The 26,593-nt window shown below is 65.0% G+C and carries 18 protein-coding genes and 1 pseudogene; 12 read left to right on the top strand and 7 right to left on the bottom strand.

All coding sequences use genetic code 11. From position 1 onward, the window contains the following. The first annotated feature begins 64 nt into the window (after positions 1 to 64). The 6 genes from AABA48_RS10950 to AABA48_RS10925 all read left to right on the top strand — a co-directional run bounded on the left by AABA48_RS10950 (position 65) and on the right by AABA48_RS10925 (position 7,571). Positions 65 to 2,050 carry a proton-conducting transporter transmembrane domain-containing protein gene (locus AABA48_RS10950; protein WP_338270255.1) on the top strand — a complete coding sequence of 662 codons (1,986 nt, stop codon included), beginning with the start codon at positions 65 to 67 and terminating at the stop codon, positions 2,048 to 2,050. A 15-nt stretch (positions 2,051 to 2,065) separates the two neighbouring features. After that, entirely contained in the window at positions 2,066 to 2,974 is a 909-nt protein-coding gene (locus AABA48_RS10945) for a respiratory chain complex I subunit 1 family protein (protein ID WP_338270254.1), read from the top strand. 3 nt (positions 2,975 to 2,977) lie between these two features. Next, positions 2,978 to 3,619: a hydrogenase gene (locus tag AABA48_RS10940; RefSeq protein WP_286350490.1), complete on the top strand. Its 642-nt coding sequence runs from the start codon at positions 2,978 to 2,980 to the stop codon at positions 3,617 to 3,619. A gap of 4 nt (positions 3,620 to 3,623) precedes the next feature. Continuing rightward, positions 3,624 to 5,060 carry a proton-conducting transporter transmembrane domain-containing protein gene (locus AABA48_RS10935; RefSeq protein ID WP_286350489.1) on the top strand — a complete coding sequence of 479 codons (1,437 nt, stop codon included), beginning with the start codon at positions 3,624 to 3,626 and terminating at the stop codon, positions 5,058 to 5,060. Then, complete coding sequence (locus AABA48_RS10930; RefSeq protein ID WP_286350488.1) at positions 5,057 to 6,574, top strand: hydrogenase large subunit; 1,518 nt, start codon at positions 5,057 to 5,059, stop codon at positions 6,572 to 6,574. The genes AABA48_RS10935 and AABA48_RS10930 overlap by 4 nt, the downstream gene beginning before the upstream one ends. Before the next feature lie 241 nt (positions 6,575 to 6,815). Further along, positions 6,816 to 7,571, top strand: coding sequence for a hydrogenase (locus tag AABA48_RS10925; protein ID WP_286350487.1), 756 nt, complete (start codon positions 6,816 to 6,818; stop codon positions 7,569 to 7,571). Between the two features lie 68 nt (positions 7,572 to 7,639). Here the strand turns inward: AABA48_RS10925 and AABA48_RS10920 are convergent, their stop codons facing one another. The 3 genes from AABA48_RS10920 to AABA48_RS10910 all read right to left on the bottom strand — a co-directional run bounded on the left by AABA48_RS10920 (position 7,640) and on the right by AABA48_RS10910 (position 8,963). Then, complete coding sequence (locus AABA48_RS10920) at positions 7,640 to 8,134, bottom strand: cytochrome P460 family protein (protein WP_286350486.1); 495 nt, start codon at positions 8,132 to 8,134, stop codon at positions 7,640 to 7,642. A 91-nt stretch (positions 8,135 to 8,225) separates the two neighbouring features. After that, the gene (locus tag AABA48_RS10915) at positions 8,226 to 8,486 is read right to left on the bottom strand and encodes a YdeI/OmpD-associated family protein (RefSeq protein ID WP_286350485.1); all 261 of its coding nucleotides are present in this window, start codon (positions 8,484 to 8,486) and stop codon (positions 8,226 to 8,228) included. Positions 8,487 to 8,612: 126 nt separating this feature from the next. Next, positions 8,613 to 8,963 carry a hypothetical protein gene (locus tag AABA48_RS10910; RefSeq protein ID WP_286350484.1) on the bottom strand — a complete coding sequence of 117 codons (351 nt, stop codon included), beginning with the start codon at positions 8,961 to 8,963 and terminating at the stop codon, positions 8,613 to 8,615. A 726-nt stretch (positions 8,964 to 9,689) separates the two neighbouring features. Here AABA48_RS10910 and AABA48_RS10905 point away from each other — a divergent pair. The 3 genes from AABA48_RS10905 (at position 9,690) to AABA48_RS10895 (ending at position 13,139) form a co-directional block, all read left to right on the top strand. Then, positions 9,690 to 10,340, top strand: a complete 651-nt coding sequence (locus tag AABA48_RS10905; protein WP_286350483.1) for a response regulator — start codon at positions 9,690 to 9,692, stop codon at positions 10,338 to 10,340. 204 nt (positions 10,341 to 10,544) lie between these two features. Further along, entirely contained in the window at positions 10,545 to 12,635 is a 2,091-nt protein-coding gene (locus AABA48_RS10900) for a HAMP domain-containing methyl-accepting chemotaxis protein (protein WP_338270251.1), read from the top strand. 9 nt (positions 12,636 to 12,644) lie between these two features. Further along, positions 12,645 to 13,139 (top strand): chemotaxis protein CheW, encoded by a 495-nt coding sequence (locus AABA48_RS10895; RefSeq protein WP_286350481.1) that lies wholly within the window; start codon positions 12,645 to 12,647, stop codon positions 13,137 to 13,139. Positions 13,140 to 13,322: 183 nt separating this feature from the next. On the opposite strand, the pseudogene AABA48_RS10890 reads toward AABA48_RS10895, so the two are convergent. Beyond that, positions 13,323 to 13,787: pseudogene (locus AABA48_RS10890) on the bottom strand (methyl-accepting chemotaxis protein); the annotation flags it as partial. Positions 13,788 to 14,137: 350 nt separating this feature from the next. Here AABA48_RS10890 and AABA48_RS10885 point away from each other — a divergent pair. Further along, a complete protein-coding gene (locus AABA48_RS10885) occupies positions 14,138 to 14,677 on the top strand; it encodes a DUF2284 domain-containing protein (protein ID WP_324311794.1) in 540 nt (179 codons plus the stop codon). Positions 14,678 to 14,695: 18 nt separating this feature from the next. Then, the gene (locus AABA48_RS10880) at positions 14,696 to 15,004 is read left to right on the top strand and encodes a hypothetical protein (RefSeq protein ID WP_286350479.1); all 309 of its coding nucleotides are present in this window, start codon (positions 14,696 to 14,698) and stop codon (positions 15,002 to 15,004) included. A 49-nt stretch (positions 15,005 to 15,053) separates the two neighbouring features. On the opposite strand, the gene AABA48_RS10875 is transcribed toward AABA48_RS10880, so the two are convergent. From AABA48_RS10875 to AABA48_RS10865, 3 genes are all read right to left on the bottom strand, one after another. Further along, positions 15,054 to 16,376: an MFS transporter gene (locus AABA48_RS10875; protein ID WP_338270250.1), complete on the bottom strand. Its 1,323-nt coding sequence runs from the start codon at positions 16,374 to 16,376 to the stop codon at positions 15,054 to 15,056. Positions 16,377 to 16,666: 290 nt separating this feature from the next. Next, positions 16,667 to 17,212 (bottom strand): hypothetical protein, encoded by a 546-nt coding sequence (locus tag AABA48_RS10870; RefSeq protein WP_338270249.1) that lies wholly within the window; start codon positions 17,210 to 17,212, stop codon positions 16,667 to 16,669. Positions 17,213 to 17,246: 34 nt separating this feature from the next. Then, on the bottom strand, positions 17,247 to 23,744 hold the full coding sequence (locus tag AABA48_RS10865) for a fibronectin type III domain-containing protein (protein ID WP_338270248.1): 6,498 nt from the start codon (positions 23,742 to 23,744) through the stop codon (positions 17,247 to 17,249). A 978-nt stretch (positions 23,745 to 24,722) separates the two neighbouring features. Here AABA48_RS10865 and AABA48_RS10860 point away from each other — a divergent pair. Beyond that, complete coding sequence (locus AABA48_RS10860; RefSeq protein ID WP_338270247.1) at positions 24,723 to 26,372, top strand: methyl-accepting chemotaxis protein; 1,650 nt, start codon at positions 24,723 to 24,725, stop codon at positions 26,370 to 26,372. Positions 26,373 to 26,593: the final 221 nt, after the last annotated feature.

Genomic DNA, 26,593 nt, shown 5'->3' with positions numbered 1-26,593 from the left:
TATAAGGTGTTAGCGTTTTTTGTGTGTTTTGCTGTTTCTGTGTGTCGTTAGTGGGTGGAAATCCATGGAATCCGCGTTAGAAGGGGCGGACCCCGCCTCTCAGATTCTTGCCGCCATAGTCCTGGTGGCCCTTTCCGGCGTTCCGGGCGTGCTGGCGCGCCGATTCGTGCCGGGGCAGATCCTCGCCGCCGTCATGGCTGCGGCCGCGTCTCTGCTTGGCTTGACCGGTACGATCCGGACGCTGCTGGAGCACCGGACAACGGCCTTCAGCCTTGCCTGGACCCTCCCCTTCGGCCCCGCCGACCTGGCCGTCGATCCCCTGTCGGCTCTCTTCCTGATTCCCGTCTTTCTCGTCTTCGGCTGCGGCTCCCTCTACGCTCTCGGCTACTGGCCCGCCGCCGCGAACCGCTCCACCGAGCCGGCCCTTACGTTCTTCTACGGGATTCTGGCCGCGGCCATGGCGGGCCTGGTGGTGGCCCGCAACGGGGTTCTCTTTCTCATGGCGTGGGAGGTGATGGCCCTGTCGGCCTGGTTCCTCCTCGCCACCGAGCACCGTGACCCGACCGTGCGCCAGGCGGGGATCGTCTATCTGGCGGCGACCCATGCCGGCACCGCGGCGCTCTTCGTGCTCTTCTGCATCCTGCGGGGCGCCACCGGCTCCTTTGCGTTTCCGGCGCCCCACAGCCTCGACCCGGCCCTGGTGCCGGCCACGGTCCTGTTCCTGGCCGCCCTTGCGGGGTTCGGCGCCAAGGCCGGAATCATGCCGCTCCACATCTGGCTGCCCGCGGCCCATGCCAGCGCGCCGAGCCACGTCTCCGCCCTCATGTCGGGCGTCATGCTGAAGATGGGTATCTACGGGCTGGTGCGGACCATCTCGTTCTTCGCGCCGGTGCCCCTCTGGTGGGGCGGTCTCATTCTGGTGCTGGGGGCGGTCTCTGCCCTGACCGGCATCGTCCTGGCGGCATCCCAGCGCGACCTGAAACGGCTGCTGGCCTGCAGCAGCATCGAGAACATCGGCATCATCGCCCTGGGCATCGGCACGGCCCTGGTGGGGGAGGCCACCGGCAACGTCCCCCTCTACACCCTCGGCATGACCGGGGCGCTGCTCCACCTGCTCAACCACAGCCTGTTCAAGCCGCTCCTCTTTTTCGGGGCCGGCGCGGTGATCCATGCCACCGGCACCCGGGAGATGGACCGGATGGGGGGGCTTGCCCGCCTCATGCCCCGGAGCGCGCTCTTCTTCCTGGTGGGGGCCCTGGCCATTTGCGGCCTGCCGCCCCTGAACGGCTTCGTGGGGGAATTCCTGCTCTATGCCGGCTTCTTCGGCGAGGCCGTGGCTGACCCGGTGCCGCTCCTGGCCCTGCCGGCGCCGCTCCTGGCCGTGGTGGGGGGGATTGCGGTGGTCTCCTTCGTGAAGCTCTACGGCGTGGTCTTCCTGGGGGTTCCCCGGTGCGGCACGCATCATCATCCCCACCTGCCCGACTGGCGGATGGGCGTGCCCATGGGGCTGCTGGCCCTGCTCTGCCTGGCGGCGGGGATCGCGCCCGGGCCGGTGCTCTGCCTGGTGGAGCCGGCCGTGGCGGCCTTCGGCATGGTTCCTCCGGCAGCCCTCGAAACCCTCGTTCCCCTGGGATGGCTCACCCTGGGGGCGGGCATGCTGGGCGCCGCGGTGATTCTTGCGGGGCTGATCCTGGCATTCCGGCTGAAACGGACCCCGGCCGCGCGGGGCACCACCTGGGGGTGCGGCTATCCGGTCCCGTCGCCGCGGATGCAGTACACGGGAGTATCCTTTGCCGATTCCCTGGTGAGACAGTTCGAAGGGGTTGTCGCCCCCCGCCGGGAAGGTCCGGCCGTGGCGGGATTCTTCCCGGCGCCGGTGCTGTTCCGGTTCGTACCCACCGAAACGATCCTTGAGCGGGTGATCATGCCGCTGTTCCGGGCCTCGGGTTTTTCCTTCGCCTTCCTGCGGCGGCTGCAGCACGGCCGACTGCACCTCTACATGCTCTACATCCTGACCACGCTCTTTCTGCTGATGGTCTGGGCCCACTGACGGGGAGGGCGCGCCATGCTCGACATCATCATCCATCTGCTGCTGGCGATCCTGATGCCCCCCCTGCTCCTCGGGGTGATCGGCAAGACCAAGGCGGCCTTTGCCGGCCGGGTCGGGGCGCCGTTTCTGCAGCCATACTATGACATCGGCCGGCTGCTGCGCAAGGGGAGCGTGTTCAGCGATACCACCACCTGGGTGTTCCGCGCCGGACCGGTGGTGACCCTGGCCGCTACCGCCGTGGCAGCGCTGCTGGTCCCGCTGGGCAACCACCCGGCGCCGGTTTCCTTTGCCGGGGACATGATCCTCTTCGCCTACCTCTTCGGCCTGGCCCGGTTCTTCACCACCGCGGCCGCCCTGGACACCGGTTCCAGCTTCGAGGGGATGGGGGCGGCCCGGGAGGTGACCTTCTCCTGCCTGGCCGAGCCGACCCTCTTCTTCGCCCTGATCACCCTGGCCCGCATGAGCGGCAGCCTGTCCCTCACCCCCATGCTCACCCACGCCACCGCGGCGGACTGGCTCACCGCCGGCGCCTCCCTGCTGCTCCTGGTGGGGGCGCTGTTCCTGGTGCTCCTGGTGGAGAACTGCCGCATCCCCTTCGACGATCCCACCACCCACCTGGAACTGACCATGATCCACGAGGTGATGGTGCTGGACCACAGCGGCCCCGCCTTCGGCCTGATCCTCTACGGCGCGGCCCTCAAGCTCTTCGTGCTCGGGGCCTTCTTCATGAATGTGGCCCTTCCCGTGCGGACCGGCAACACCCTGGCCGACTGGGGGATCTTCGTGGCATCCATGCTGGTGCTGGCGGTGGCCGTGGGGGTGGTGGAATCGGTCATGGCCCGGCTGCGCCTGATCCGCATCCCGCAACTGCTTGTGGCGGCGACAATCCTCTCCGCCTTTGCCATGCTCCTGATCCTGAGGTAACCCATGGTTTCCCTTGCCGACCAACTGCTGGTGCTGGTCATGCTGATCAACTTCGTCGTCCTGGGGTCGAGCCGGATGGCCTTCTGCATCCGGGCCGCCGCCGTGCAGGGGGTGATCCTGGGGGTGCTCCCCGGCATCATCCACCCTTTCTCCTGGCACCTGGTGGCCATCTCCGGCGGGATCATCCTGGCCAAGGGACTGGTGATCCCCTGGCTGATCAGCGATGCCGTGCGCAAGGCCCGGATCAAGCGGGAGGTGGAGCCGTTCATCGGCTACGTGCCGACCCTGATCCTGGGCGCCGTGGCCACGGCCTTGGCCTTTGTCTTCTCGGAGCGGCTCCCCCTGGCCCCGGAGCACCAGGACCTGCTCTTCGTGCCGGCGGCCATCGCCACCCTGATGACCGGCTTCCTGGTCCTGACCACCCGACGCAAGGCCATCTCCCAGGTGATCGGCTACCTGGTTCTGGAAAACGGCATCTTCATTTTCAGCCTGCTGTTGACCACCGCCATGCCGGTCATGGTGGAGGCCGGAGTGCTCCTGGACCTTCTGGTGGGGATCTTCGTCATGGGAATCGTCATTAACCACATCAGCCGCGAGTTCTCCTCCGTCGACACCTCGCGCCTGAGCGCCCTGAAGGAGGAATAGGCCCATGCTGACCGCCGCCGTTCTCCTGCCGCTCGTAGGCGCCCTCGCGGCCTGGATCGTCCCGGACAACCGGCTCCGCCCCCTGGTGTTGCCGGCCGTGGCCGTCCCGCATTTCCTCCTGACCCTGGCGCTCCTGGCGTGGACCCCGCCGCCGTCACCCCAGGGGTGGATATTCCTGGACCCCCTCGGCAAGATCGTGCTCCTCTGCATCAGCACCCTGTTCCTGGTCTGCGCCGTCTACGCGGTGGGCTACCTGGCCTACCGCCGGGACCGCTCCAACCGGGTTCTCTGCATGGGGCTGCTGGCGTGCCTCTCGGCCATGACCCTGGTGACCGCCTCCCAGCACCTGGGGCTCCTCTGGGTGGCGGTGGAGACCACCACCGTGACCATGGCGCCCCTGATCTACTTCAATCGCAACGCCCGCTCCATCGAGGCCACCTGGAAGTATCTCCTGATCTGCTCCGTGGGGATCGCCCTGGCGCTCCTGGGGCTTTTCTTCCTGGCCTACGCGACGCTTGTCGCCCACCGGGACGCCACCCTGCTCCTGGGGCCGATCCTTGCCTCGGCCCGGGAGCTGAACCCGGGCTGGCTCCACGCCTCCTTCATCTTCATGCTGGTGGGATTCGGCTCCAAGATGGGGATCGCGCCGCTCCACTCCTGGAAGCCCGATGCCTACGGCGAGGCGCCGGGGCTCGTGGGGGCGCTCCTGGCCGGGGGGCTGGTCAACTGCGCGTTTCTGGCCATCCTGCGGGTCTACCAGATCAGCCTCGCCTCGGGCGGAGAATACCTCTTCTTCCAGAAGGCACTCCTGACCATGGGGCTCATCTCCATGGGGCTGGCAGCGGTCTTTATGGCGCGCCAGGCCGATTTCAAGCGGATGCTGGCCTATTCCAGCGTGGAGCACGTGGGCATCCTGGCGGTGGCCCTGGGGCTCGGCAAGGGGGCCCTGTTCGGGGCGCTCTTCCACCTGCTGAACAACGGCCTCACCAAGGGGGTCCTCTTCCTCTCCTCGGGCAACATCCACCGCAGCTTCAACAGCAAGAGCACCGAGGTGGTGCGCGGCGCCCTGGCCCGGCTCCCCTGGTCCGCCGGCCTCTTCCTGGCCGGTTTCATCGCCATAACCGGCTCGCCGCCGTTCTCCCCCTTCGTGAGTGAGTTCTCCATCGTGAGCAGCGCCTTCGTGGAGGGGCGCTACCTGGTGGGGGGCCTGTTCCTTTTCTTCCTGGCTGTGATCTTCATCGGCATGGCCCTCACGGTGCTGCCCCTGGTCATGGGCGAGCCCCCGGCCGACGCGGAACGGACCGACTACCGCGACCGGCTCCTGACCGTGGGGCCGCCCCTGGCCCTGCTGGGGCTGATCCTGATGCTGGGGGTCTGGCTGCCTGAACCGCTCCTGCGGCTCCTGGGCGAAGGGGCCGCCCTGCTGGAGGCCAAACCATGAGCGCCCGGTTCCTCACCCTGCACAACGGTTCAGCCGTCCCCTTCCACGAGGTACCGCGCCTGGAGCTGACCGCCTTCCTCCAGCAGATGATCGACGCCACGGACCGGGGCTGGCGCGTTTCCTCCTACTTCGGCATCCCCACGGAGGCCGGGGCCACCCTCTGCTGCGCCCTCTCCTCCTCGTCCGACGGCAGCATCGCCCTGGCAACGGCAGACGCAGCCGGGTCGTTCCCGTCCATCGCCCGGTTCTGCCCCCAGGTGCAGCTCTTCGAGCGGGAGATCGCCGAGCAGTGCGGCCTTCCCGCCGAGGATCACCCCTGGTTCAAGCCGGTCCGGTTCCACCGTGCCTTCGTTCCCGGCCGGGATGCCTGGGGACGCGCCGCCGGTGAGCCGATCCCCGTGGGGGTCATGGACTACTACCGGGTGGAAGGGGATGAGGTCCACGAAGTGGCGGTGGGCCCGGTCCACGCCGGGATCATCGAGCCGGGCCACTTCCGGTTCCAGTGCCACGGGGAAGAGGTCTTTCACCTGGAGATCTCCCTGGGCTACCAGTACCGGGGGATCGAGCAGGGGCTCATGGGCGGCCCCGACCCTCGCACCCCCTTCCGCATGGAGACCATTGCCGGTGACACCACCATCGGCCACATGCAGGCATACTGCATGGCCCTGGAGGCCCTGGCGGGCACCCGGGTCCCGGCCCGGGCCGAGGCCCTGCGCGGCATCGCCCTGGAGCTGGAGCGGCTGGCGAACCACACCGGCGACCTGGGGGCCATTGCCGGCGACGTGGGCTACCTCCCCACCGCCTCCTTCTGCGGCCGGATCAGGGGCGATTTCCTCAACATGAGCGCGGTCCTCTGCGGCAGTCGCTTCGGCCGGGGGCTGGTGCGTCCCGGCGGGGTCCTTTTCGACCTGGGGCCGGCCGAGCGCGACGACCTTCTCTCCCGCCTCGACGCTGCCCAGTCGGACTTGCGGGGTGCCGTGGAAATCCTCTGGGATGCGCCGTCGGTCATGAGCAGGCTGGAGAACTCCGGCACCGTGCCGGCCGACACCGCCCGGGAGCTGGGCCTGGTGGGACCTGCGGCCAGGGCCTGCGGCCTCAACCGCGACGTGCGGCGTGACCACCCCTACGGCATCTACCGGATGGCCCAGATCCCGGTGGTCACCGCCCACCACGGCGACGTCTGCGCCCGGTCCACGGTGCGCTGGCTGGAGGCGGGGAAATCCCTCGACTTCATCCGGGAGCAGCTCAAACAACTCCCCGGAGGCGGCTGCCGGAACGAGGCGGGCCCCCTGCAGCCGGACCGGATTGCCGTGGCCCTCACCGAAGGGTGGCGGGGCGAGATCTGCCACGTGGCGATCACCGGCGCTGACGGTCGCTTCCTGCGCTACAAGGTGACCGACCCCTCGTTCCACAACTGGCCGGGGCTCGCCATGGCGCTGCGGGGGGAGCAGATCTCCGACTTCCCCCTCTGCAACAAGAGTTTCAATCTGTCGTACTGCGGGTTTGATCTGTAGGGGGAGCGGTGGCCTGCGGAAGGCGGACGGCTGGAAGCGAGAAGGTCCGGGGCGGTGCTCCCGCTCCGAAAATATCCAAGCGTCACCTGTCGTATTTCACGGCACCTGAGCCGGAGCTGCCGGAGTTTTCCCTCCGAGAGGTCTACTGGTGGTTTTCGCGGGATCTTTTCTCCGCGGGAGCACCGCCCCGGACCGGCGGGAGGCACGGTGTGCATGCGGCTCAATTGGAAAGGACGATGAAGTGCTGAGAGAGATCATCGCACGGCTGAAGCAGGGACACCGGACCATGGCCTATCCGAAGGAGCCGGTGAGCCTTCCCCAGCGGTTCCGGGGGTACCCGGAATTCCCCGCCACGGTGGAGCGAGCCGACGCCCGGGCCTGCGCCGAGGCCTGTCCCCACGGCGCCATCACCTGCGACAACGGCATGGCCCTGGACACCGGCCGCTGCCTCTTCTGCCCCGAGTGCCCCGCCGGCGGGCTCGTCAGCTTTACCACCGACCACCGGCTGGCGGCCACGAAACGCGAGCACCTGATCGTCCGTCCCGGCGGTGAGCACCACCTGGCCCGGCCCCTGGAACCGTCGCTCCGCTCCCTGCTGGGCCGCTCCCTCAAATTCCGCGAGGTGAGCGCCGGTGGCTGCAACGCCTGCGAGGCCGACACCAACGTCCTCTCCACCATCGGCTGGGACCTGGGTCGCTTCGGCATCCAGTTCGTCGCCTCCCCCCGCCACGCCGACGGCCTCTGGGTCACCGGCCCGGTTACGGAAAACATGCGCGAGGCCCTGCTCATGACCTGGGAGGCGATCCCCGCGCCCAAGATCGTCGTGGCCTGCGGCGCCTGCGCCATCGGCGGCGGACCGTTCGCCGGCTCGCCCGAGGCCCACAACGGCGTGGCCGACATCCTGCCGGTGGACCTCTTCATCCCCGGCTGCCCGCCCCATCCGGCCACTATCCTGGACGGGCTGCTGCGGCTGATCGGCAGGATCGAGGGGGCGTAAAGGTAATATTTTGAAACGAGAGGGAAGAGAGACGGGGGAACCGCTGCGGTGGCTCCCCCGTCGTGCGTTCAGGGGATGGGGGCCAGGTGGGTGAAAACGAAGTCGTTGTCTTTCACGGGGGTGTGGCAGCCGAAGCACTCCAGGACAAAGGAGGCATCCTTGCCGTAGGGTTTCAGCTCCTGCCCCACGAAACGGGCAAAGCCCCAGCCGCCGGTGGGCTTGAACTTCTCCCCGTCCTTCACCATGAATTCAACCTGCGCGAAGGCGTCCGGCACCGTGGCAAGCGGGAACTTCGGGTGCTTTTTCGCGCTCCAGGCCAGCTTGGCAAAGGTCGAGCCGTCAGGGAAGGGGCGGGTTCCGCTCCGCAGGGCCTTCATGGCCGTGGGGTTGCCGAGGATTACCCTGATCTGTCCCCGGTCGTCGCGCCAGGACGGTGCCACCGCTTCCCAGGCCCGGTAGTCGGTGAGACAGGCGATCCCGTTGGGCGCCACCGGAAGCTCCCCGGCGCCGCTAGCGGCCGCGCCGGCCAAGGTCAGGGCAAGGACTGCGAGCATGAATTTCATGGGTACCTCCTTTGGCAGACTGCCGTACCTGATCAATTGTACCGCACAGTCACGGCGTGCAAAGGGGAGCCGGTGGTCGTTCCCGGCTTTTTCACTTCTTGCCCTTCCGTGAAGGAGGATGCGTCATGTTCATGTAGACCCCTCCCTTTTCGAGCTCATCAAGCATCTGGTGCAGCCGTTTCTCTTTTGTTCCAGAACGTTTCGCCCGGTTAACCCAGCCGATGTAGTCGTTCCGCTGGTACGCCGGCCGCGCAAGGTAATCAGCCATCAGGCCATGCTCTTCAAGTGCCTGCCTGAAGAAATCCGGCATCGGGTAGCGGGGGCGTTTGGGGTTGGGATCATGGGGTGACATGGTGGCTCCGTAGGGGGGGATGTCTGTTCCCGTGGTCAGACCGGTACATATAAAATTTCATCAAGTGTGCAGGTCTGATCCTCCTTGTTTCTCATTTCGGCTCTGGCATTTTTCCTTCGGGATTTTTCAGATAAACATCTTTCTCAGTCTCTTGAACTCGATTTCCTTCAAATACCCGCGCAGGCCGTAGGCTCCGTACAGCGTTTCAGACTGTAGGCCCGCCTTTACGGCTTCAAATTCTTCGATCGCCGTGCCGTGGGCCCTGCCGTCATCGCTGAAGTCCCGGCAGAACCATTCGTCTTCCTTGTAGCCGCAGCGCCCCAACCCGATGTCCAGGGGGATGGCATGGAGGCGGCAGCGGGATGTCCGGTCGGTATCCGGCCATGACGACGGCCCGGCAAAGTGCACGCAATAGGCGCAGTCCAGGCCGACCGAGTCCCAGCGGGCGGAGTAGGAAAACGGGTCCCTGATTCGCATGGTTTGTTCTCCCCATTCGTTAGTGTGCGGTTCGTGCGGATGCGTGCGAACCACCTCATGCCACATAATCGGGTCCGGCAGGCCCGTGCCGGTAACCGGCATGAAACAATGCCGGCCGGCTTCATTGACGGTTATACGTATGCCGACGCCGCGACTATCTCAAGCCGGATACGTGCTGTCAATGCAGGGAAATCCTGATAAATCATTGGGTTCACCGCAAAACAGGGACAGGGAATGGAGAGGATTCCGGCCGGGCGGCACCATGCACTGGCGCCGTCCACCCGCCCCGGATCTGGCCAGAGAAGGTTTTTTCATGCAATTGTGGAGACTTCGAAAACCTGCTACAACAGAGCGCATGCACTGTCATGGTATGAAGGAGAACGCGATTTACCCGCCGCTTCAACGCTGCGCCGGTCGAGCCGGTCACTCCCGGTGACTGCTGCGTCGCCCGCATTGCCGCAGCCCCGGCAATTCATTCCCATAGGCACATAGGTACCCCGCTCCGGCACCGGACGAAGCATCGGCCGTTGCAGAACTCCTGACCCCGGTGGCGGCTCGGCTGGTCGAACCTTGCCCTGCGGCGCATTGCCTCCCCAGTTGCGGCATGCTGGAAAAATTGGCGGAAAGAGCCCGCGGAGCATGGCGGAAGGTCGGATATTTACGCGACTATTCCCAGGCGCGTGGGCTGGCCGGGGAATTTGCGGCATCAGGTGTAGTGAGGACGCTGTGACGCTGAGGGTTGTTCTTGTTGATGAACACAGGCTCTTTCGGGAGTGCGTGCGATCCCTCCTGGAGCGCGAGTCGGGCATCGACGTGGCCGGAGAGGCCGCAGACGGCCGCGACGCCCTGGAATTGGTCCGCTGCGTGCGCCCCCATGTGGTGCTGATGGAGGTGATGATGCCCGGGGTGAGCGGTATCGACGCCACCAGGACCATCAAGCGCGAGCATCCGGGCGTTGCAGTGCTGGGCTTTTCCGCGCGCCAGGAAACGGCATGCGTGGTCGGGATGCTCAAGGCCGGCGCATCGGGTTATTTTTTCAAGAGACTTGCGACCCCCGCCGAGCTTGGCCGCGCCATCAGGGCCGTTGCCGGTGGTGAAATCTATTTCGGTGCGGATATTCCGCAGATTATCGTCACGCAGTATTTCTGGCGCCTCCCCGACGAAGCCGCTGCGGGGTCGCCGGGACTCTGCCCCCAAGAGCGGCAGATGCTGGCCATGATCGCTTCGGGCAAGAGCAGTAAGGAAATCTCATTCGACCTCGGCCTGAGTGTGAGGGCCGTTGAAGCCCGGCGAACCAGGATCATGAAGAAGCTCAGCCTCTACAGCGTTGCCGAACTGACCAAATACGCCCTCCGCGAGGGCCTTGCCACCTTGTAGCACCCTGTTTCCCCGTTTTTTTCCCACGCTGGACCGCTCTCCGCATTTTTTGCCGGGAATTGCGCATCAATTCGTGCGCAAACCCTGATGCAGCCGCTTGCAGGCAGGCCGATACAACTTAAAGATTTTCTTAATTGCGTGATCCGTCATGGCCGGACACGCCGTTCAATGCCCGCCACGTCACAACCAGAGGAGGTACATGCAATGCAGTGGTACTACAACCTGAAGATTGCAGCGAAGCTTCTGTCCGGATTCATCCTGGTCGCCATTGTCGCAGGGGTCGTCGGTGCAATCGGGATTGCCAAGATCAAGGCAATCGACGAGGCCGATACGGCCATGTACGAACTGAACACTAAGCCCATGGGGCCGATTCTGGCCACAGCTGTGGCATTCCAGCGCATCAGGATCAATTATCGCGATATTGCCCTGGAGGACAATGCAGCAGTAAAGGCGAAATACGCCGGCTCGATCAAGGATATGAAAAAGACGATCGATGAAAGTTTGCCCGAGATCGAAAAATCCCTTCAGTCCGAAGAGACCAAGAAGTCTTTTGCGGAGGTCAAGGCCAGTCTGGCAAGGTTTGAGCCTAATCTCGAGAAGATTGTTGCCTTGGCCATGGCCGGCAAGAACAGCGAGGCCGTGGCCTATATGCGGAACGAGTCCGTGGCGGCCTCGGCCGTCGCTGTGGATCAAGCGATCCAGGGGCTGGTGGATATCAAAATCAACCTGGCGAAAAAGAAGTCCGAAGAGAATTCGGCCGCAGCTGCATCGGCAGTGAATATGACCGCCATCATCCTCGCCTGCGGCATGGCCGTGGCCATAGGGCTGGGGATTTTCCTCTCCCGCATCATCAGCCGTCCGCTCCGCGATGCGGTGGATGTCGCGACAAAACTCGCCGGCGGCGACCTGTCGGTGAGCATCGAGGCCGCCAGCACGGACGAGACGGGCCAGCTCCTGATGGCAATGCAGAACATGGTGGCTACGCTCAAATCCTTCCGGGAGCAGTTGGAGGTTCTGATCAGTGCCGCTGCCGACGGTGAGCTCGACAGGCGGGCCGACGCCTCCCATTTCTCGGGCGGGTGGCAGGCGCTGGTGCAAGGGGTGAACGATACCGTCACCAACATCGTCGATCCCCTCATGGTTACCGCCGATTACGTGGACCGGATCAGCAAGGGGGACATGCCGCCGGCCATTACCAAGCAGTCCAAGGGACAGTACAACCTCATCACGCAAAACCTCAATACGCTCATCGAGGCGACCAACAGCATCGTCCGGGCCGCTCAGCAGGTTGCGGGCGGTGACCTCACCGTGTCGCTCACGGTGCGCTCCGACCGGGATGATCTGATGAAGGCACTGTCCGCCATGGTCAAGAAGCTCTCCGAAGTGGTCGCCGACGTGATGAGTGCCGCCGACAACGTGGCCGCCGGCAGCCAGCAGATTTCCGCCAGCTCCGAAGAGATGAGCCAGGGGGCCAGCGAGCAGGCGGCAGCGGCTGAAGAGGCATCGAGCAGCATGGAGCAGATGAGCTCCAATATCCGGCAGAACGCCGACAACGCTGCCCAGACCGAGAAGATCGCCCTCAAGAGCGCCGTTGACGCCAAGGAGGGCGGTTCCGCGGTAACCGAGACCGTCGAGGCCATGAAGGAAATCGCCTCCAAGATCTCGATCATCGAAGAGATCGCCCGTCAGACGAACCTGCTGGCGCTGAACGCTGCCATCGAAGCGGCGCGTGCCGGCGAGCACGGCAAGGGCTTTGCGGTGGTGGCGGCCGAGGTCAGAAAGCTTGCCGAGCGGAGTCAGAGGGCTGCCGGCGAGATCAGCGACCTGTCGGCCTCCAGTGTGGAGGTGGCGGAGAAGGCCGGGGAAATGCTGACGCGGATCGTGCCGGACATCCAGCGTACCGCGGAACTGGTGCAGGAGATCAGTGCCGCGTGCAAGGAGCAGGACACGGGCGCGGAGCAGATCAACAAAGCGATCCAGCAGCTTGACCAGGTGATCCAGCAAAACGCCGGCGCCAGCGAAGAGATGGCGTCCACCAGCGAAGAACTGGCCAGCCAGGCCGAGCAGTTGCAGGCTACCATCTCATTCTTCAGGATCGATGAGCGGATGATGGGTGCCCGACCCGCTGAGACGGCCCGTCGCCCCATCGGCAGGAAAAAGCCGGCCGTGTCCCTCTCGGGCCATGTCCTTGCCAGCAGTTATCATGCCGAGTCCCCTAAAAAGGCAGTTGGTGCGGGCGGCGTGGACCTGCACCTGGCCAGCGACCACCTGGACGGAGAGTTCGATACCTATTAGGAGGCTGCCATGACCGTTGCCGGGATAACCGAGACGCGCCCATACCTGACCTTTGCGCTGTCTGAAGAGATCTTTGCCGTAGAAGTCTACAAGGTGCGGGAAATATTGGAGTGGACAACCATAACCAGGGTTCCCCAGACGCCGGATTTTATGAGAGGGGTGATAAACTTGCGCGGCAGCGTGGTGCCGGTCATCGACCTCAGGCTCAAATTCGGTATGGCCGAAACGGCCAGATCCGTCAACACCTGCATCATCGTGGTGGAGGTGTTGACGGGGGCCGATACGTTGGTGATGGGGATGCTGGCCGACTCGGTTCAGGAGGTCTTCGAGCTTGCGCCGGAGAGCATGGCGCCGGCCCCCAGGATCGGGACCAACCTCGACACCTCATTCATGAAGGGAATGGGGAAGCACGGCGATTCGTTCATCATCATCCTGGACATCGACCGCCTGTTCGGGGCCGACGAACTGGCCGGCATCGCTGACATGGAGCCGGATGCGGCCTGACTGCCCCACCGGATGACTGCTGTGAGCCCTGATCGGCCACGGTCCTGGACGCCTGATATCGCGGAGTATTACGACCCATCTGCGCCGGGGTAGGGGGCAGTGGGACATTAGGGTCGTTACTGAACAAAGCGGGCGATGCCATTGTGGCACCGCCCGTTTTGTTTCGCATGCCTCGACGACCGGTCACACCCTGAACTGGCTCACCAGGCGATCCAGGTCGTGGGACAGGTCCGTGAGCCGGGTGGAGGTCCGGGCGCTGTCGTGGGCACCGCCGGCGGTCTCCTGGGCGACATCCTTGATGCGCTGGATGCTGCCGCTGATTTCCATGGTCGTGGAGGTCTGCTGCTCCGCGGCGCAGGCGATCTGGCCCATCTGCCGGTTGAGCTGCTCGATTCCCTGCATGATCTCATTGAGCGCCTCGCCCGACTTGGCGGCCTCCCGGGTGCCCGCTTCGACTTCCTTGACCCCTTCTTCCATGGTGAGCACCGCAGTTCGGGTTTCGCCCTGGATGCCCTTGATCATCTCGCCGATCTCGCGGGTAGCCCGGGACGTCCGCTCCGCCAGTGCCCGCACCTCGTCGGCCACCACGGCGAAGCCGCGCCCCTGTTCGCCGGCCCTGGCCGCCTCGATGGCCGCGTTGAGGGCCAGCGGTCTGCCGATACTTACACTCATTGATGCGCTCCTTTGTTCATGCTGCCGCCCGTCTTGCCGAATGCCGGTGCGCGGCACGAAACGCGGACCTCGGGACAGGTGGCAACCTTACTAATATTTCAAAGTGGGGAAGCGTCGAGCGGTTTCATGCAAAGCCGGGGGTTGAATCCGGCTGACAGGGCATGGATGGGGTGTCGCACAAAGTGCCGTAATGGACAATCTCATATCCCCCGCTGCTCCGGGGGGATAGAAGGGTAACCTTTCGCTTGCATGTCGCTTCGATCTCTGCCATGTAATGGACTGAAACCGGGGAACAGGTGGCCCAATCGACGCAAAGGAGAGGGGATATGGCGGATCAGACGGTGCTGCAGAAGCTGTTTCAGGAAGGAGGGGCGCGGGATCATCGTTGGATCGACCCCGCGGAGATCGTGGTCGGCCAGTGGGTGCGGATGAAGTGCATGTTCGGCTGCAGCGACTACGGGCGCAACGCGTCCTGCCCGCCCAACACCCCGCCGGTGGCCGAGTGCCGCGACTTTTTCCGAGAGTACCGCCTCGGCGCGATTTTCCGTTTCACCAAGCAGCTCGATGACCCGGAGGAGCGGCACGGCTGGTCACGGGAGCTGAATCAGAAGCTGCTGGAACTGGAGCGGGCGGTTTTCCTCGCCGGCTACCCCAAGGCCTTTCTCATGTTCATGGACAACTGCAAGCTCTGCCGGGAATGCGCCCGCACCCGGGCCGGTTGCCGCAACCTGAAGCACGCCCGTCCCTCGGCCGAGGCCATGGGGGTCGACGTCTTCGCCACGGTCGCCAAGTTCGACTACCCGATTGAAGTGCTCGGCAGGTATACCGACCAAATGAACCGCTACGCCTTCCTGCTGATCGAGTAGCTCTGACAGGAGCCCGCCATGCCCGGAAAAACCGCTCTTGCCGCCATCATCCTGCTCGCCGCGGTCTCTGCGGTCCGCGCCGCGGACCCCCCCGCGCCGGGCCAGCCAGCCCCGGTCGCCACCAGCGATTCACCCGAACGGGAGGAGAGCGGCAGGGTGTCACCGGTCAACCTCCTTCCCGCCACCGACCCGTCCGACCGGAATCTCTCCCGGCCAGGCGCCGCCCCGCGTCCCGCACCGGCCCCGGCCGCGAACGGCAGCATACAGCACGAGTTCCACGGCGGGTTCACCACGATTTTCAGCACCACCAACGGCATCCTCCGCTGAAACCACCCCACCAGGCTGTTGAAAAAGAGATGGTGAGGCATGGTGCCTGTTAGGGATCTTCCGGCGGACACGTCAGATCAGCAGCGGCCTGCATGCCGGCCGCCACTTCGGGGATGATGCCGAGCCGGGCGTAGATGGGCCGGACCAGGGGGCGCAGGTTACGCAGCTCCCGGCCGAAGAGCGCCCCGCCGAGCAGGCAGGCGGCACCCCCGATCAGCAGGGTGTTCTGGGCGCCGATCCGGTTGGCCACGGCCCCGGCCATCAGGCTGCCGATGGGGGTGGCTCCCATGAACGACATGGTGAAGAAGCTCATCACCCGGCCCCGTTTGTCGTCGTCGACGATGGTCTGGAGAATGGTGTTGCTGGAGGCGATCTGGGCCATGGCGCCGAAGCCGGCCAGGGCGAGGAACAGGGGCGAGAGGACCAGTGAGCTGGACAGGGCGAACCCGGCGATGCCGAGGCCGAAGACGCAGGCGGCCACCGCGATCACCCGGCCGAGGCCGATGACGCTTGTGCGTGAGGCGAGGTAGAGGGTGCTGCAGAAGGCGCCGATCCCGACCGAGGCCATCAGGAAGCCGAAGGTGTGGGCCCCGCCGTGGAGGACCTCCCTGGCGAAGATCGGCATCAGCACCACGTAGGGCATCCCCATCAGGCTGACCAGGCCGAGCAGCATCAGGATGTAGCGGATCGGCTTGAAGTCGAAGGCGTAGCCGAACCCTTCGCGCAGCTCGTGGAGGATATGCTTGCGGCCGGGCCGCTGCGGCACCGGCTTGAGCCGCATCGCCGCTATGGCGATGATCACCGCCAGGTAACTGGCGGCATTGATCAGGAAACAGATCCCCTCGCCCAGGGTGGCGACCAGCACTCCGGCGATGGACGGGCCGATCAGTCGGGCGCCGTTGACCATGGACGAGTTTAGGGCGATGGCGTTTCCCAGGTCTTCTTTTTTCTCCACCAGCTCCACCACGAACGATTGGCGGATCGGGATATCGAAAGCGTTGACCACCCCGAGCAGGGCGCTCAGCGCGACGATCAGCCAGATCGGGGTGGTCCCGGTCAGGACGAAGAGCGCCAGCACCGCCGCCTGAACCATGGCCAGGGTCTGGGTGGCAAGGAGGAGCGGCCGGCGTTTCCAGCGGTCGGCCAGCACCCCGGCCACCGGCGCCAGGAGGAAGGTCGGGATCTGGCTGACGAAGCCGACCACCCCGAGCAACAGTGCCGAGCCGGTCAGCCGGTAGACGAGCCAGCTCATGGCCACCTGCTGCATCCAGGTGCCCACCAGCGACACGCTCTGCCCGGCGAAAAACAGCCGGTAATTCCGCGAGTTCAGCGCCCGCAGCATCAGTCGCAGCCGCGTCCCGACCTTTTCCATCTGAGCACTGGCTCCCATCGCAATCCCGCCCCTTTACCGGTCACTTCCGGCACCCATACCCTCTATGCTAGCAGCAGCACGGCCGCCTGTCACCATCCCGTTTTCACGATGGTACGGCTGGCGGGCTTCCTGAAACTGCCGGGGGCGAAGATCGTGCCGTAGCGGCGCCGGGACTTCACGCCGCTTTCACCTCTGCCGAGATCAGCCGCGCATAAAAAAACGCCGTCTGCCGAACATCATGCAGGCGGCGTTTTCTGTCTGGTGGCGGGCGCCCCTCTGGTTCCCGCCCCTTACCTCACGGCATCGAGGGTCACTGCGAGCTTGCCGGTCAGGTCCACCGTGCTGTTGGTGAGGGCATCGTAGCCCACCGCCCTGACCAGGGTTACCGGCGTATTGAGGGCCCGCAGCCCGCTCAGGGTGATGCTCGTCCCCGTGTCCACGGTACAGGCCAGCCGCAGAAATTCGCCCGAACGATAGCTGGAGCTGGTGGTGGCCATGGAGAGGTAGGCCTTCCGCGTGGAGGCCGAGTAGTTGCCGTAGGCCAGGTTGGTCCCGCTCAGGGCGCTGCCCGGCGTCAGCGTGGAGTTGACGATCTGGCCCGTGCCGCCGGTGGTCGTGGTGACGCCCATGCCGGCCGGCAGGGCCAGGGTAAGCTCAATGCCGCTGACAGGGACCGAAAGCTGGGCCGTACTCATGGCAGTGAAGGCCAGGGTCGCCGTTCCGGCCGGGAAAACGTACTCGCCGCCGGCCGTGCCGCCGTCGTTCTTGTCGTCGCCGCAGCCGGCCAGGGCGATTGCGGTCAGGATTATGCCAACCAGGTGCCGTGTTCTCTTCATGCTATCCTCCTTCGGTGGTGTGCCGTATCGCGTGTCAGTGAATCATGCCCAGAGCCATTCGCAGGATGACGATGACGTCCGTGATGTCGATCCTGCCATCGCCCACGGAGGCGCCGTTGACCATCGGCGCCACGTCCAGCCGGGCGATCTGGCTGCTGTCCGGTCTGATGATGCCCACCGTCATCCGTAGTGCCTGAAGGGCGTCGACGATGGTGACCCCGGCGCCGGTGGTCCCGGTTGCCGACGGCTGGGCGTAGATGATGTTGCGTTGCACGGTCAGGGTGTTGCTGTTCTGGTCGACCCCGGTGACCGCCACCTGGTAGACCTTGGCCTCGCTGAAGGTGAGCTGCTGCCGGAAGGCGCCATTGACTACCGTCGGGGTGTAGACCCGGCCGTCCATGGCGACGGTGACGGCAACCGGGCTGGTGTTGTCGGCCACCTCTCCGGTCAGGGTATAGGTGCCGAGCGCGGTGCGGATGTCTGCGGCCGGGTCGGTGACGGCCAGGGAGAATACCGTGGCGCGGGTGACGGTCCGCTTGGTCTCGACCGTCTGTCCGGCGGCATTGGAGGCGGTGATCAGGATGGTGTTCATGCCCTCCTGCAGGTTGGTGGTGAAGGAGTAGTCCACGCCGGAGAGCGCGGCGACCTGGGGCGCCGAACCGTTGACCGACCAGCTGACGACCGTGGTCGGATCGAGGGGGGTGACGGAGCCGCCCACGGTGATGTGTTGCTGCCAGATGACGGCGTTGTCGTCGGGTGAGGCGACCGTCAGTCTGGGCGCCGAGGCGTCGAGGTTGATGGTCCTGGTAACTGCGCTGCTGATGCCGGCGTTGTTGGTGACCACGATCCTGATCGAGTTGGCCATGGCAACCAGTTGCACCGGATAGCTGAAACTGCCGTCGGGATTGACGCTGACATCTTCGTCATTGACCGTGACCGAGCGGATGCCGGCCGGGTCGGTGGCAATACCGCAGATATTCTGGGTGGTATCGGTGGTCACGGCGTTGTCGGACAGGATTGAAAGAGCCATCATCGGCGGGGTGGTGCCGTAGACCACGGTGGTGCCTTGGGTTGCCTGGGGCGCCGCGTTGTAGTTGGCGTCGCCCGGCTGGTCGGCGGTGATGGTACAGGTGCCGAGGGCCTTGCCGGTGACGGTGGAACCTGCTACCGAGCAGACCGTCGGGGTGGCGGAGGTGAATGTTACGGCCAGTCCCGAACTGGCGGTGGCGCTGACCGTGGCTGTGCCGCCGACCGTCAGTGACGGCGCGGTGCCGAAGCTGATCGTCTGGCCGGCCTTGCCGACAACAATGGTTCGCTGAACGACGGGAGCGGCGTTGTAGTTGGCATTTCCCGCTTGTGAGGCTGTAACGACGATGCTGCCTGCGCCGGTTATGGTGAGGGTGGTACCGGAAAGGCTGCCCGGGCCGCTGGTGACGGTGAAGCTGACCGGCAGGCCCGAGGTGGCGGCGGCGCCCAGGGTGAGCGGGGCATCGCCGAAGGTAGTCGTGGCCGGCGGGGTGAAGGCGATGGTCTGGCTCGCCTTGCCGACAACAATGGTTCGTTGGACGACGGGAGCGGCGTTGTAGTTGGCATTTCCCGCCTGTGAGGCTGTAACGACGATGCTGCCTGCGCCGGTTATGGTGAGGGTGGTACCGGAAAGGCTGCCCGGGCCGCTGGTGACGGTGAGGCTGACCGGCAGGCCCGAGGTGGCGGTGGCGCCCAGGGTGAGCGGGGCATCGCCGAAGGTGGCCGTGGCCGGCGGGGTGAAGGCGATGGTCTGGCTCGCCTTGCCGACAACAATGGTTCGTTGGACGTCGGGAGCGGCGTTGTAGTTGGTGTTCCCCGCCTGGGAGGCGGTGACGGCGATGCTGCCGGAGCCGGTGATGGCCAGGGTGGTGCCGGAAAGGCTGCCCGGGCCGCTGGTGACGGTGAACGTGACCGGATTGCCCGAGGCCCCGCCGGTGGCGGAGAGGGTAATGGGAGCATCACCGAAGGTGACTGTGGCGGGAGGATTGAAGGTGATGGCCTGGTCGCCCTTGATGTTGGTCAGGGGGTAGCCGGCGGTAAGACTGCTGACCGTGGCGGTTACCGAGTAGGAACCGACAGTGCCGTTAGCCGTGGCAGTGAAGGAAGCGATTCCCGCTGAGTCGGTCGTGGCCGGGCCGCCGGCTGCAATGCCGGCGCCGGAACCCGGGCCGGCAAAGGCAACGCTGATCCCGTCGAGGACCGCGCCGAGGGAGTCGGTAACCTTGAGCCGCAATGGCGCGGCAAAGACGGCGTTGACCGCGGCTGACTGGCCGGCTCCGTCTACTGCGGCAACGGCGGCCGGCATACCCCGCTCAAAGGCGCCCATGTCGCAGGTGGCATCCTGGGGCCTGGTCATGCCGCGCTGGTCGGCAGCCGGGCCGGCGCTGCAATTGCCGGCGCCGATGGCCGGACTACCGGACAGGAGCGCCATGGTCCGGGTGGTGCCGCCATTGTCGGCCAGGGGGGCGAGCAGCGGGTCAGCGGCGATAATGTTGCTGCCGCCCGGATATCCGCCCTGCACCACACTGTCCGAGACGGTGGGGGTGCTGGCATTGTCGGAGATTTCGCCGTTGCTGTTGCCCCAGAAGATACTGTTGCGAACAACCGGGCTGTTGTTGGCGTTGTACATCCCGCCGCCCGAGGTGCCGGCGGAATTGCCGCTGAAGGTACAGTTCGCCACTGACGGGTTCCCGTAATTGTTGTAGATCCCGCCGCCCGAAATGTTCGCGGAATTGCCGCTGAAGGTACAGTTGGTCAGCGTCGGGGTGCTGAGGACGCCGTTTATCATCCCGCCGCCATAGGCGGAGGAGTGATTGTTGCTGAAGGTGCAGTCGGTCAGCACCGGGTTGGCGGTGTTGTTGTACATCCCGCCGCCGTAGGAAATGGCGGTGTTGCCGCTGAATGAACAGTTGGTGACGGTCGGGCTGGAGCCGAAATTGAACATCCCGCCGCCCAGGCCGGCATAGTTTCCGGTGAAGGTGCAGTTGGCGACAATCGGGCTGTTGATGTGGTCGTTGTACATCCCGCCGCCGTAGCTGTCCTGCGAAGTGCCGTTGGCGTTGCCGCCGCTGATGGTAAATCCGTCCAGGGTAGCGCTGTCCGCGCCGGTGACCACATGGTAGGAGTTGTCGCCGGCATTGCCCTGGGCGCCCAGGTCACCGCTCAGGATCGTCACATTGGTCCTGAAATCACGTTGGGCACGGGCGGTTTCCGTTCCGGCAAAGCCGCCAAACAGCGCCACCCCCGATACGAGCCGGAAGGTGGCGCTGCGGTCGGTGCCGGTGGTTGGCGTATAGGTGCCGGCCGCCGCCCAGATATCCTGCCCGCTCACCGCGTTGGCCAGGGCATAGCGCAGTTCGCAGGCGTTTGCCCAGCTTTCGCAGAAACCGTTCTCCCGGCCGCCCGGCACCGCGTACAGCACCGGGTAGACCCCCACCGTTGCCGGCGCGCCATGAACGGCCGACACATTGCCCGCCGCGTCCTTGACCCAGGGATAGAGGGTGTAGGTGCCGGTAGCGGCAACGACGTAGGTTGTCGGCGCGAGAACTGACCAGCCCGGATCTCCGGCCGGGGGAGGGGTGTCGGAGTTGGTGATCAGGTAGCCGGCTACCCCGGAACCGCTGCCGTCGGCAGCGGTAAACGACGCGATGGGCACGGTGAGGCCGGCGGCACGCGTGGCAACGGTGAAGGCGGTGACAGCCGGTTGCTCGGTATCCACCAGCACCCCGGCCGTGGCGCCGACGCCATTGAGGGACAGGTTGGCGCCATTGCCGGCGACATCGATGATCGTGCTGCCGTTCAGGGTCAGGCCGCCGACGGCGATGCCGTCGCTGTCGAGATCGCCGCTTTGCACCGTGTAGCGATAGGTGATGGCGGTGGCCGTCTTCGCCAGGTAGGCGGCGGTCCGGGGGGTAGCGCCGATGGTCAGCCCGAGGGTGGAATCGGTGCCGGTGACCGTGACGTTCTCGCTGAAGCTGACCGTGAAGTCCAGATTCTGACCGGCGATGTAGGTGCCGTTGCCGGGGACAGTGACCGAATTGACCACGGGAGAGGTGGTGTCGACCAGGACGCCGGTAGTCGAGCCAACGCTGTTGAGGGTAAGGGTGGCATTGACGCCGCTGTCGTTCCGGATCGAGCCGCCATTGAGGGTGAGGGCACCGATGGTGATGCCGTCGGTGTCGTTTTTCCCTGCCGTGACAACATAACGGAACAGGCTGGTGGTAACAGTGGGGCTGCTGACGTAATCGGCGTAGACGGTGGTGCCCCCGATTGTCAGGGCAATGCGCGGCGTGCCGGTGACGGTGGCGGCGCTGTCCCAGGTGACGGTGAAGTCGAGGGTGCTGCCGGTGCCGTAGCTGCCGTTCGCCGGCACGGCGACGCTGGTCACCGCCGGTCCGGGGGTGGGGGTAACGCTGTTGGAGGCGGCGGAGGCGGAGCTCGTCCCGACGCTGTTGGTGGCGGTAACGGTGAAGGTGTAGGCGGTGCCGTTGGTCAGGCCAGTGATGAGGCAGGGCGAGGTGGCGCAGGTGCCGGTGATGCTGCCGGGGGTGGAGGTGACCGTATAGCCGGTGATGGCGGCGCCGCCGGTGCTGGCCGGGGCGGAGAAGGTCACGCTGGCCCGGCCGTCGTCGGGGGATGCGGTGACGCTGGTCGGCGCGCCCGGCACCACGGCGTTCACGGCGAATGATTGGCTGACCGTCGTCGCTGCCAGATAGGAGCTGTCGCCCGCCTGATCGGCATTGATGGTACAGGTGCCGGCAGTGACAAAGCTGAGCGCTCCCCCACTGGTGATGGTGCAGACTTCGGTGGTCGCGGATGTGAAGCTGACCGTCAGCCCGGAGGTGGCGGTGGCGGTCAGGGTCGGGGTGGTGCCGAAGTTCTGCACTCCGGGACTAGCGAAGGCGATGGCCTGGGCGGCCTTGGGGGTAACGCTGTTGGATGCCGCCGAGGCGTTGCCGGTGCCGGCGCTGTTGGTGGCGATAACGGTAAAGGTGTAGGCGGTGCCGTTGGTCAGTCCGGTGACGGTGCAGGGCGAGACGGCACAACCGCCGGTGATGCCGCCCGGGTTGCTGATCGCCGTGTAGCCGGTGATGGTGGCGCCGCCGTTGCTGGCCGGGGGGGAGAAGTAGACTGAGGCCTTGCCGTTGCCGGCCGTGGCGGTGACGCTGGTCGGCGCGCCGGGGAACACGGCATTCACGGCGAATGACCGGCTGACCGTCGTCGCGGCCAGGAACGCGCCGTTTCCGGCCTGATCGGCATTGATGGTACAGGTGCCGGCAGTGAGGAAGCTGAGCGCGCCGCCGCTGGTGATGGTGCAGACCCCGGTGGTCGACGAACTGAAGCTGACCGTCAGCCCGGAGGTGGAGGTGGCGGTCAGGGTCGGGGTGGTGCCGAAGTTCTGGCCGCCGGGATTAGAGAAGGTGATGGTCTGGGAGGCTTTGGGGGTGACGCTGTTGGATGCTGCCGAAGCGCTGCCGGTGCCGGCGCTGTTGGTGGCGGTGACGGTGAAGGTGTAGGCAGTGCCGTTGGTCAGGCCGGTGACGGTACAGGGGGATGCGGCGCAGGTGCCGGTGCTGCCGCCGGGGCTAGCCGTGGCCCTGTAGCCGGTGATGGCGCCGCCGGTGCTGGCCGGGGCGGTGAAGGCGACCGAGGCCTGGGTGTCGCCGGCCGTGGCGGTGCCGATGGTCGGTGCGCCCGGGACCACGGCATTGACCGTCACCGTGATCGTCCGGGTCGCCGTGTCGGTGCCGTCGCTGACCCTGACGGCAAAACTGTCGCTCCCGGCGTAATTGGCAGCGGGCGTGTAGGTGATGGTGCCGCCGGGGGTGATGTCGGCGGAGCCGGACGACGCCGTTGCCCCTGCGAAGCTGAGGGAGCCGTGGCTCGGAGCCGTGTTTTGCGACCAGGTCAGGGTCTGGCCGGTGTCGCTGTCGCTGGCGTGCAGCAGTCCCTTGATATCCGCGGCGCCGGAGTTGGCGTTAACGGTCAGCGCTGTGGTCGCACCGACGAAGGTTGGGACAGTGTTGGCGGGCACGGTGCAGGTGATGAGCACGTCGAAGGAGCCGCCGTCGGTCATGTAGGCCGACGAGGTGGAGAAGTCCACGTTGCTGGTGCATGATGCGGCGCTCATGTAGGAATTGTTGTTGAACCCCATGGTGAAGTAGCCGGGGGTCGTCCCCAGGTTCACCGCCAGGTTGGTGACGTTGCCGGTGATGTCCTGCCAGGCCACGGAGGCATCATAGTTATTCCCCGCATTGGGGATGGACGCCCGCATGAAGGTGATATGGCCCGGGGTCGGGTTCTGCGAGGCGAACTCCGGGTAGGTGGTCATGGTGATCCGGGCCGTGATGGCCGCCTGGGCGGCGCCGCCAAGGATGACCATGAGCGAAAGGATCACCCCAAGTATTATCCCGAGGGTGCCCATGGGACGGCAGCGGCCCGGAAACCGGCTGATTGGTCGCTGGAGCGGAGTGAATACGGTCGCCGAACGGGTTTGATTGTGCACGATGCTTCCTCCTTGAATAACGGTGCCTCGCGGCACATGCCTTCATCGATTCATGGGTGGTTTACGGTGACAAATTTGGGTGATTTGTATGCAGCACGTTGGAATATTGACTCGTCGCCAGACTGGCATGATTAAGCTAATTAATACATGTCTTATTTTGACCGGCTAATAAATTTTGTCTGTAAAAGGCCGGGGCTGGCGGGTTCACCCTGAAATTCCCAGTTGGTGGAGGAAGAATCTCATAACAGAAAACCGACGCATTCGGCCTGTCCGGCATCCTTTAAATGCATACCCCTTGCCGAAAGTTGGGAGATGGTGAACGTGTGTCGCGACACAACAGACTATAAGCGGCAGTTAATCTGCCGGCAGCGTCTCAGTCACTGGCTGCAGGGAGCTATGCCAATCTGTTCAACGAGGCCATACCCGGCAGTTCCAAACCCATCGACTGAACCGATGACATCATGGGAGCCTATCACCGCCTCGGCCTGGCATTGACGCGTTTGAGGCATCCAAGGAGGTCAATGCCGTTACCTCCAGGTATGACTACTGTCGCGTTTCTACGACTCTTTTCCGACGGCTACGCACCGTAAGCCGCCTTTGACCTGACCGGAGCATGGCGGGCGGGGATGCTGCCGGAGACTCATCAGTAACGGACAACCAGGCACCATAGGGGTGCCCCACTCGACGCTAACAAGAAGCTCTGCCGGGTTATCGGCCGGGCTTTCGTTTCGGGGGGGCGTGGTGGCGAGTGAATATATGAATAGGCTCCGGAAAATGTTTGCAGAATAAAATTGTATTAATTTAATTCCCGATCCCGGGCGAAAAATAGAAAAAATTACTAAAGAAATATGCATCTTGCTCGATAAGTACCAGAAATAGCTGATGCGTTTCAGGGTTTTCCTGATTATGTATAAGGAAATTTCTGATGTATTTATCGGTCAACGACCGCACACGATCCACTTAGGGAGGAACAGATCTATGGCTGCATGGCAAAGCCTCAAGGTGAAGTACAAGATTTTTTCATTGATTCTGGTCTGTTGCATCGGTCTGATTGCGGTCGGGCTGCTGGGGGTCGGCGGGATGAGGAGCATGGGCAAAAGCCTCGGCGGGCTCAACGAGGAGCAGAAATCCGTGGCCACGCTGTCGGCAATGAAGAACGACTTCCTGGAGATGCGCCTGGCGATCGTCTACATGCTGGCGCTGACCGATGCCGCCAAGCTGGCCGAAAAAGAGCAGGACTTCGGCGTGGCCGCGGCCAGGGTCAAGGAGCGCCTGGCCTCCCTGGAACACCATGATTTTGCCGCGGAAGAAAAGAAAAAAATTACGGAATTCCGTGACGGCTATGAGGCATACCTTGCCGAAGGCACCAAGTTGGCGGCCATGGCCAAGGCAGCTGCCGGCGCGGGAGACGTCGCAGGGCGCGAGGAAGCCGTGCGATTTGCCGTAACCACCGTGGCTCCGCTCTACAATAATCCGGCGCAGGCACTTGCGGAACTGGTCGAGATCAGTATCAAGGACGGCGGGGAGGTGTACGACGCGGACATGGCGTCCTACCGCAGATCGCTCCTGGTCGTGGGAGTAATCCTCATGGTGGTGGTCGCCGCCTCCGTCATGGCAGGCCTGGCGATCGCCTCATCCATCAGCGGGCCGCTGAACCGGATTCTCGAAGTGCTGCAGCGGGTGGCGGCGGGGGACCTGACCGCCCGGGCCGATATCGACAGCCGGGACGAGATGGGGCTGCTGAGTCGCGAGGTAAACGTGATGGCCGAGAAGATCAGCCGGATTATCGGCCAGTTGGCCCAGACCGCCGGCTCGGTTGCGTCCGCGGCGGCCCAGCTCAATTCCACGGCTGAGCAGATGGCCACGGCCTCCGAGGAGGTTGCCGCCCAGGCCGAAACCATCGCCACCGCCGGCGAAGAGATGGCTGCCACATCCAACGACATTGCCCACAATTGCGTTACCGCGGCAGAGGGGTCCACCCAGGCCAATGATGCCGCCGAGGGGGGCGCCCAGGTGGTGCAGGCGGCCATCGCAGCCATGGACCGCATTGCCGAGCGGGTCCATGCCTCGGCGAAAACCGTCGAGGGGCTGGGGGTGCGCAGCGAAGAGATCGGCGAGATCATCGGCACCATTGAGGATATCGCCGATCAGACCAACCTGCTGGCCCTGAATGCAGCAATCGAGGCGGCCCGGGCCGGTGAGCAGGGGCGGGGCTTCGCCGTGGTGGCCGACGAGGTGCGGGCCCTGGCCGAGCGAACCGGCAAGGCGACCCGTCAGATCAGCCAGATGATCCGGGCCATCCAGAACGATACTCAGAGCGCGGTTCACTCCATGGAAGAGGGGGTGTCGGACGTCCAGGCCGGCACGGCCGAGGCGGCCCGCTCCGGGCAGGCCCTGCAGATGATCCTGGCCAAGATCGGCGACGTCACCAGCCAGATCAGCCAGATCGCCACGGCTGCCGAAGAGCAGACCGCCACCACCGGCGAGATCAGCAACAACATGCACCAGATCAGCCAGGTGGTACAGGATACGGCCCGCGGCGCCCAGGACACGGTGGCCGCAGCCAACTCCCTGTCCCAGTTGTCGGAAGATATGCAGGGCATGGTGCAGCAGTTCCGGCTGGCCTGAACGGTTCAGAGTCTACATGTCCCCCAACTGAAAAGGCCCGCGCAAGCGGGCCTTTTCAGTTGGAGAGGCAAAGCAGCAGGCTAGGGGGCCTTGACGCAACGTATCTCCGGCGCGCCGAAGCCCGGGTGATCGAGGCTTTGCCCCTGGGTTCCCGAATGTCTCATTGCGGCGCAGGTACTCGGCCCGAACGCACTCGCTCACCGTGTCGCTCTTCCAGCAGC

The organism is Geobacter sp. 60473, from assembly GCF_036323535.1.
Taxonomy (GTDB): domain Bacteria; phylum Desulfobacterota; class Desulfuromonadia; order Geobacterales; family Geobacteraceae; genus Geobacter; species Geobacter sulfurreducens.
The sequence above is the reverse complement of the archived record's forward strand: the minus strand, read 5'-3'. Positions and strand labels throughout refer to the sequence as shown.

Bases quoted from the DNA above. Each gene is read 5' to 3' on its own strand.
- AABA48_RS10950 (WP_338270255.1), top strand. From the start codon at position 65: ATGGAATCCGCGTTAGAAGGGGCGGACCCCGCCTCTCAGATTCTTGCC.
- AABA48_RS10920 (WP_286350486.1), bottom strand. From the start codon at position 8,134: ATGAAATTCATGCTCGCAGTCCTTGCCCTGACCTTGGCCGGCGCGGCC.
- AABA48_RS10945 (WP_338270254.1), top strand. From the start codon at position 2,066: ATGCTCGACATCATCATCCATCTGCTGCTGGCGATCCTGATGCCCCCC.
- AABA48_RS10930 (WP_286350488.1), top strand. From the start codon at position 5,057: ATGAGCGCCCGGTTCCTCACCCTGCACAACGGTTCAGCCGTCCCCTTC.
- AABA48_RS10915 (WP_286350485.1), bottom strand. From the start codon at position 8,486: ATGTCACCCCATGATCCCAACCCCAAACGCCCCCGCTACCCGATGCCG.
- AABA48_RS10910 (WP_286350484.1), bottom strand. From the start codon at position 8,963: ATGCGAATCAGGGACCCGTTTTCCTACTCCGCCCGCTGGGACTCGGTC.
- AABA48_RS10870 (WP_338270249.1), bottom strand. From the start codon at position 17,212: ATGAAGAGAACACGGCACCTGGTTGGCATAATCCTGACCGCAATCGCC.
- AABA48_RS10900 (WP_338270251.1), top strand. From the start codon at position 10,545: ATGCAGTGGTACTACAACCTGAAGATTGCAGCGAAGCTTCTGTCCGGA.
- AABA48_RS10940 (WP_286350490.1), top strand. From the start codon at position 2,978: ATGGTTTCCCTTGCCGACCAACTGCTGGTGCTGGTCATGCTGATCAAC.
- AABA48_RS10935 (WP_286350489.1), top strand. From the start codon at position 3,624: ATGCTGACCGCCGCCGTTCTCCTGCCGCTCGTAGGCGCCCTCGCGGCC.
- AABA48_RS10895 (WP_286350481.1), top strand. From the start codon at position 12,645: ATGACCGTTGCCGGGATAACCGAGACGCGCCCATACCTGACCTTTGCG.
- AABA48_RS10880 (WP_286350479.1), top strand. From the start codon at position 14,696: ATGCCCGGAAAAACCGCTCTTGCCGCCATCATCCTGCTCGCCGCGGTC.
- AABA48_RS10875 (WP_338270250.1), bottom strand. From the start codon at position 16,376: ATGGAAAAGGTCGGGACGCGGCTGCGACTGATGCTGCGGGCGCTGAAC.
- AABA48_RS10860 (WP_338270247.1), top strand. From the start codon at position 24,723: ATGGCTGCATGGCAAAGCCTCAAGGTGAAGTACAAGATTTTTTCATTG.
- AABA48_RS10885 (WP_324311794.1), top strand. From the start codon at position 14,138: ATGGCGGATCAGACGGTGCTGCAGAAGCTGTTTCAGGAAGGAGGGGCG.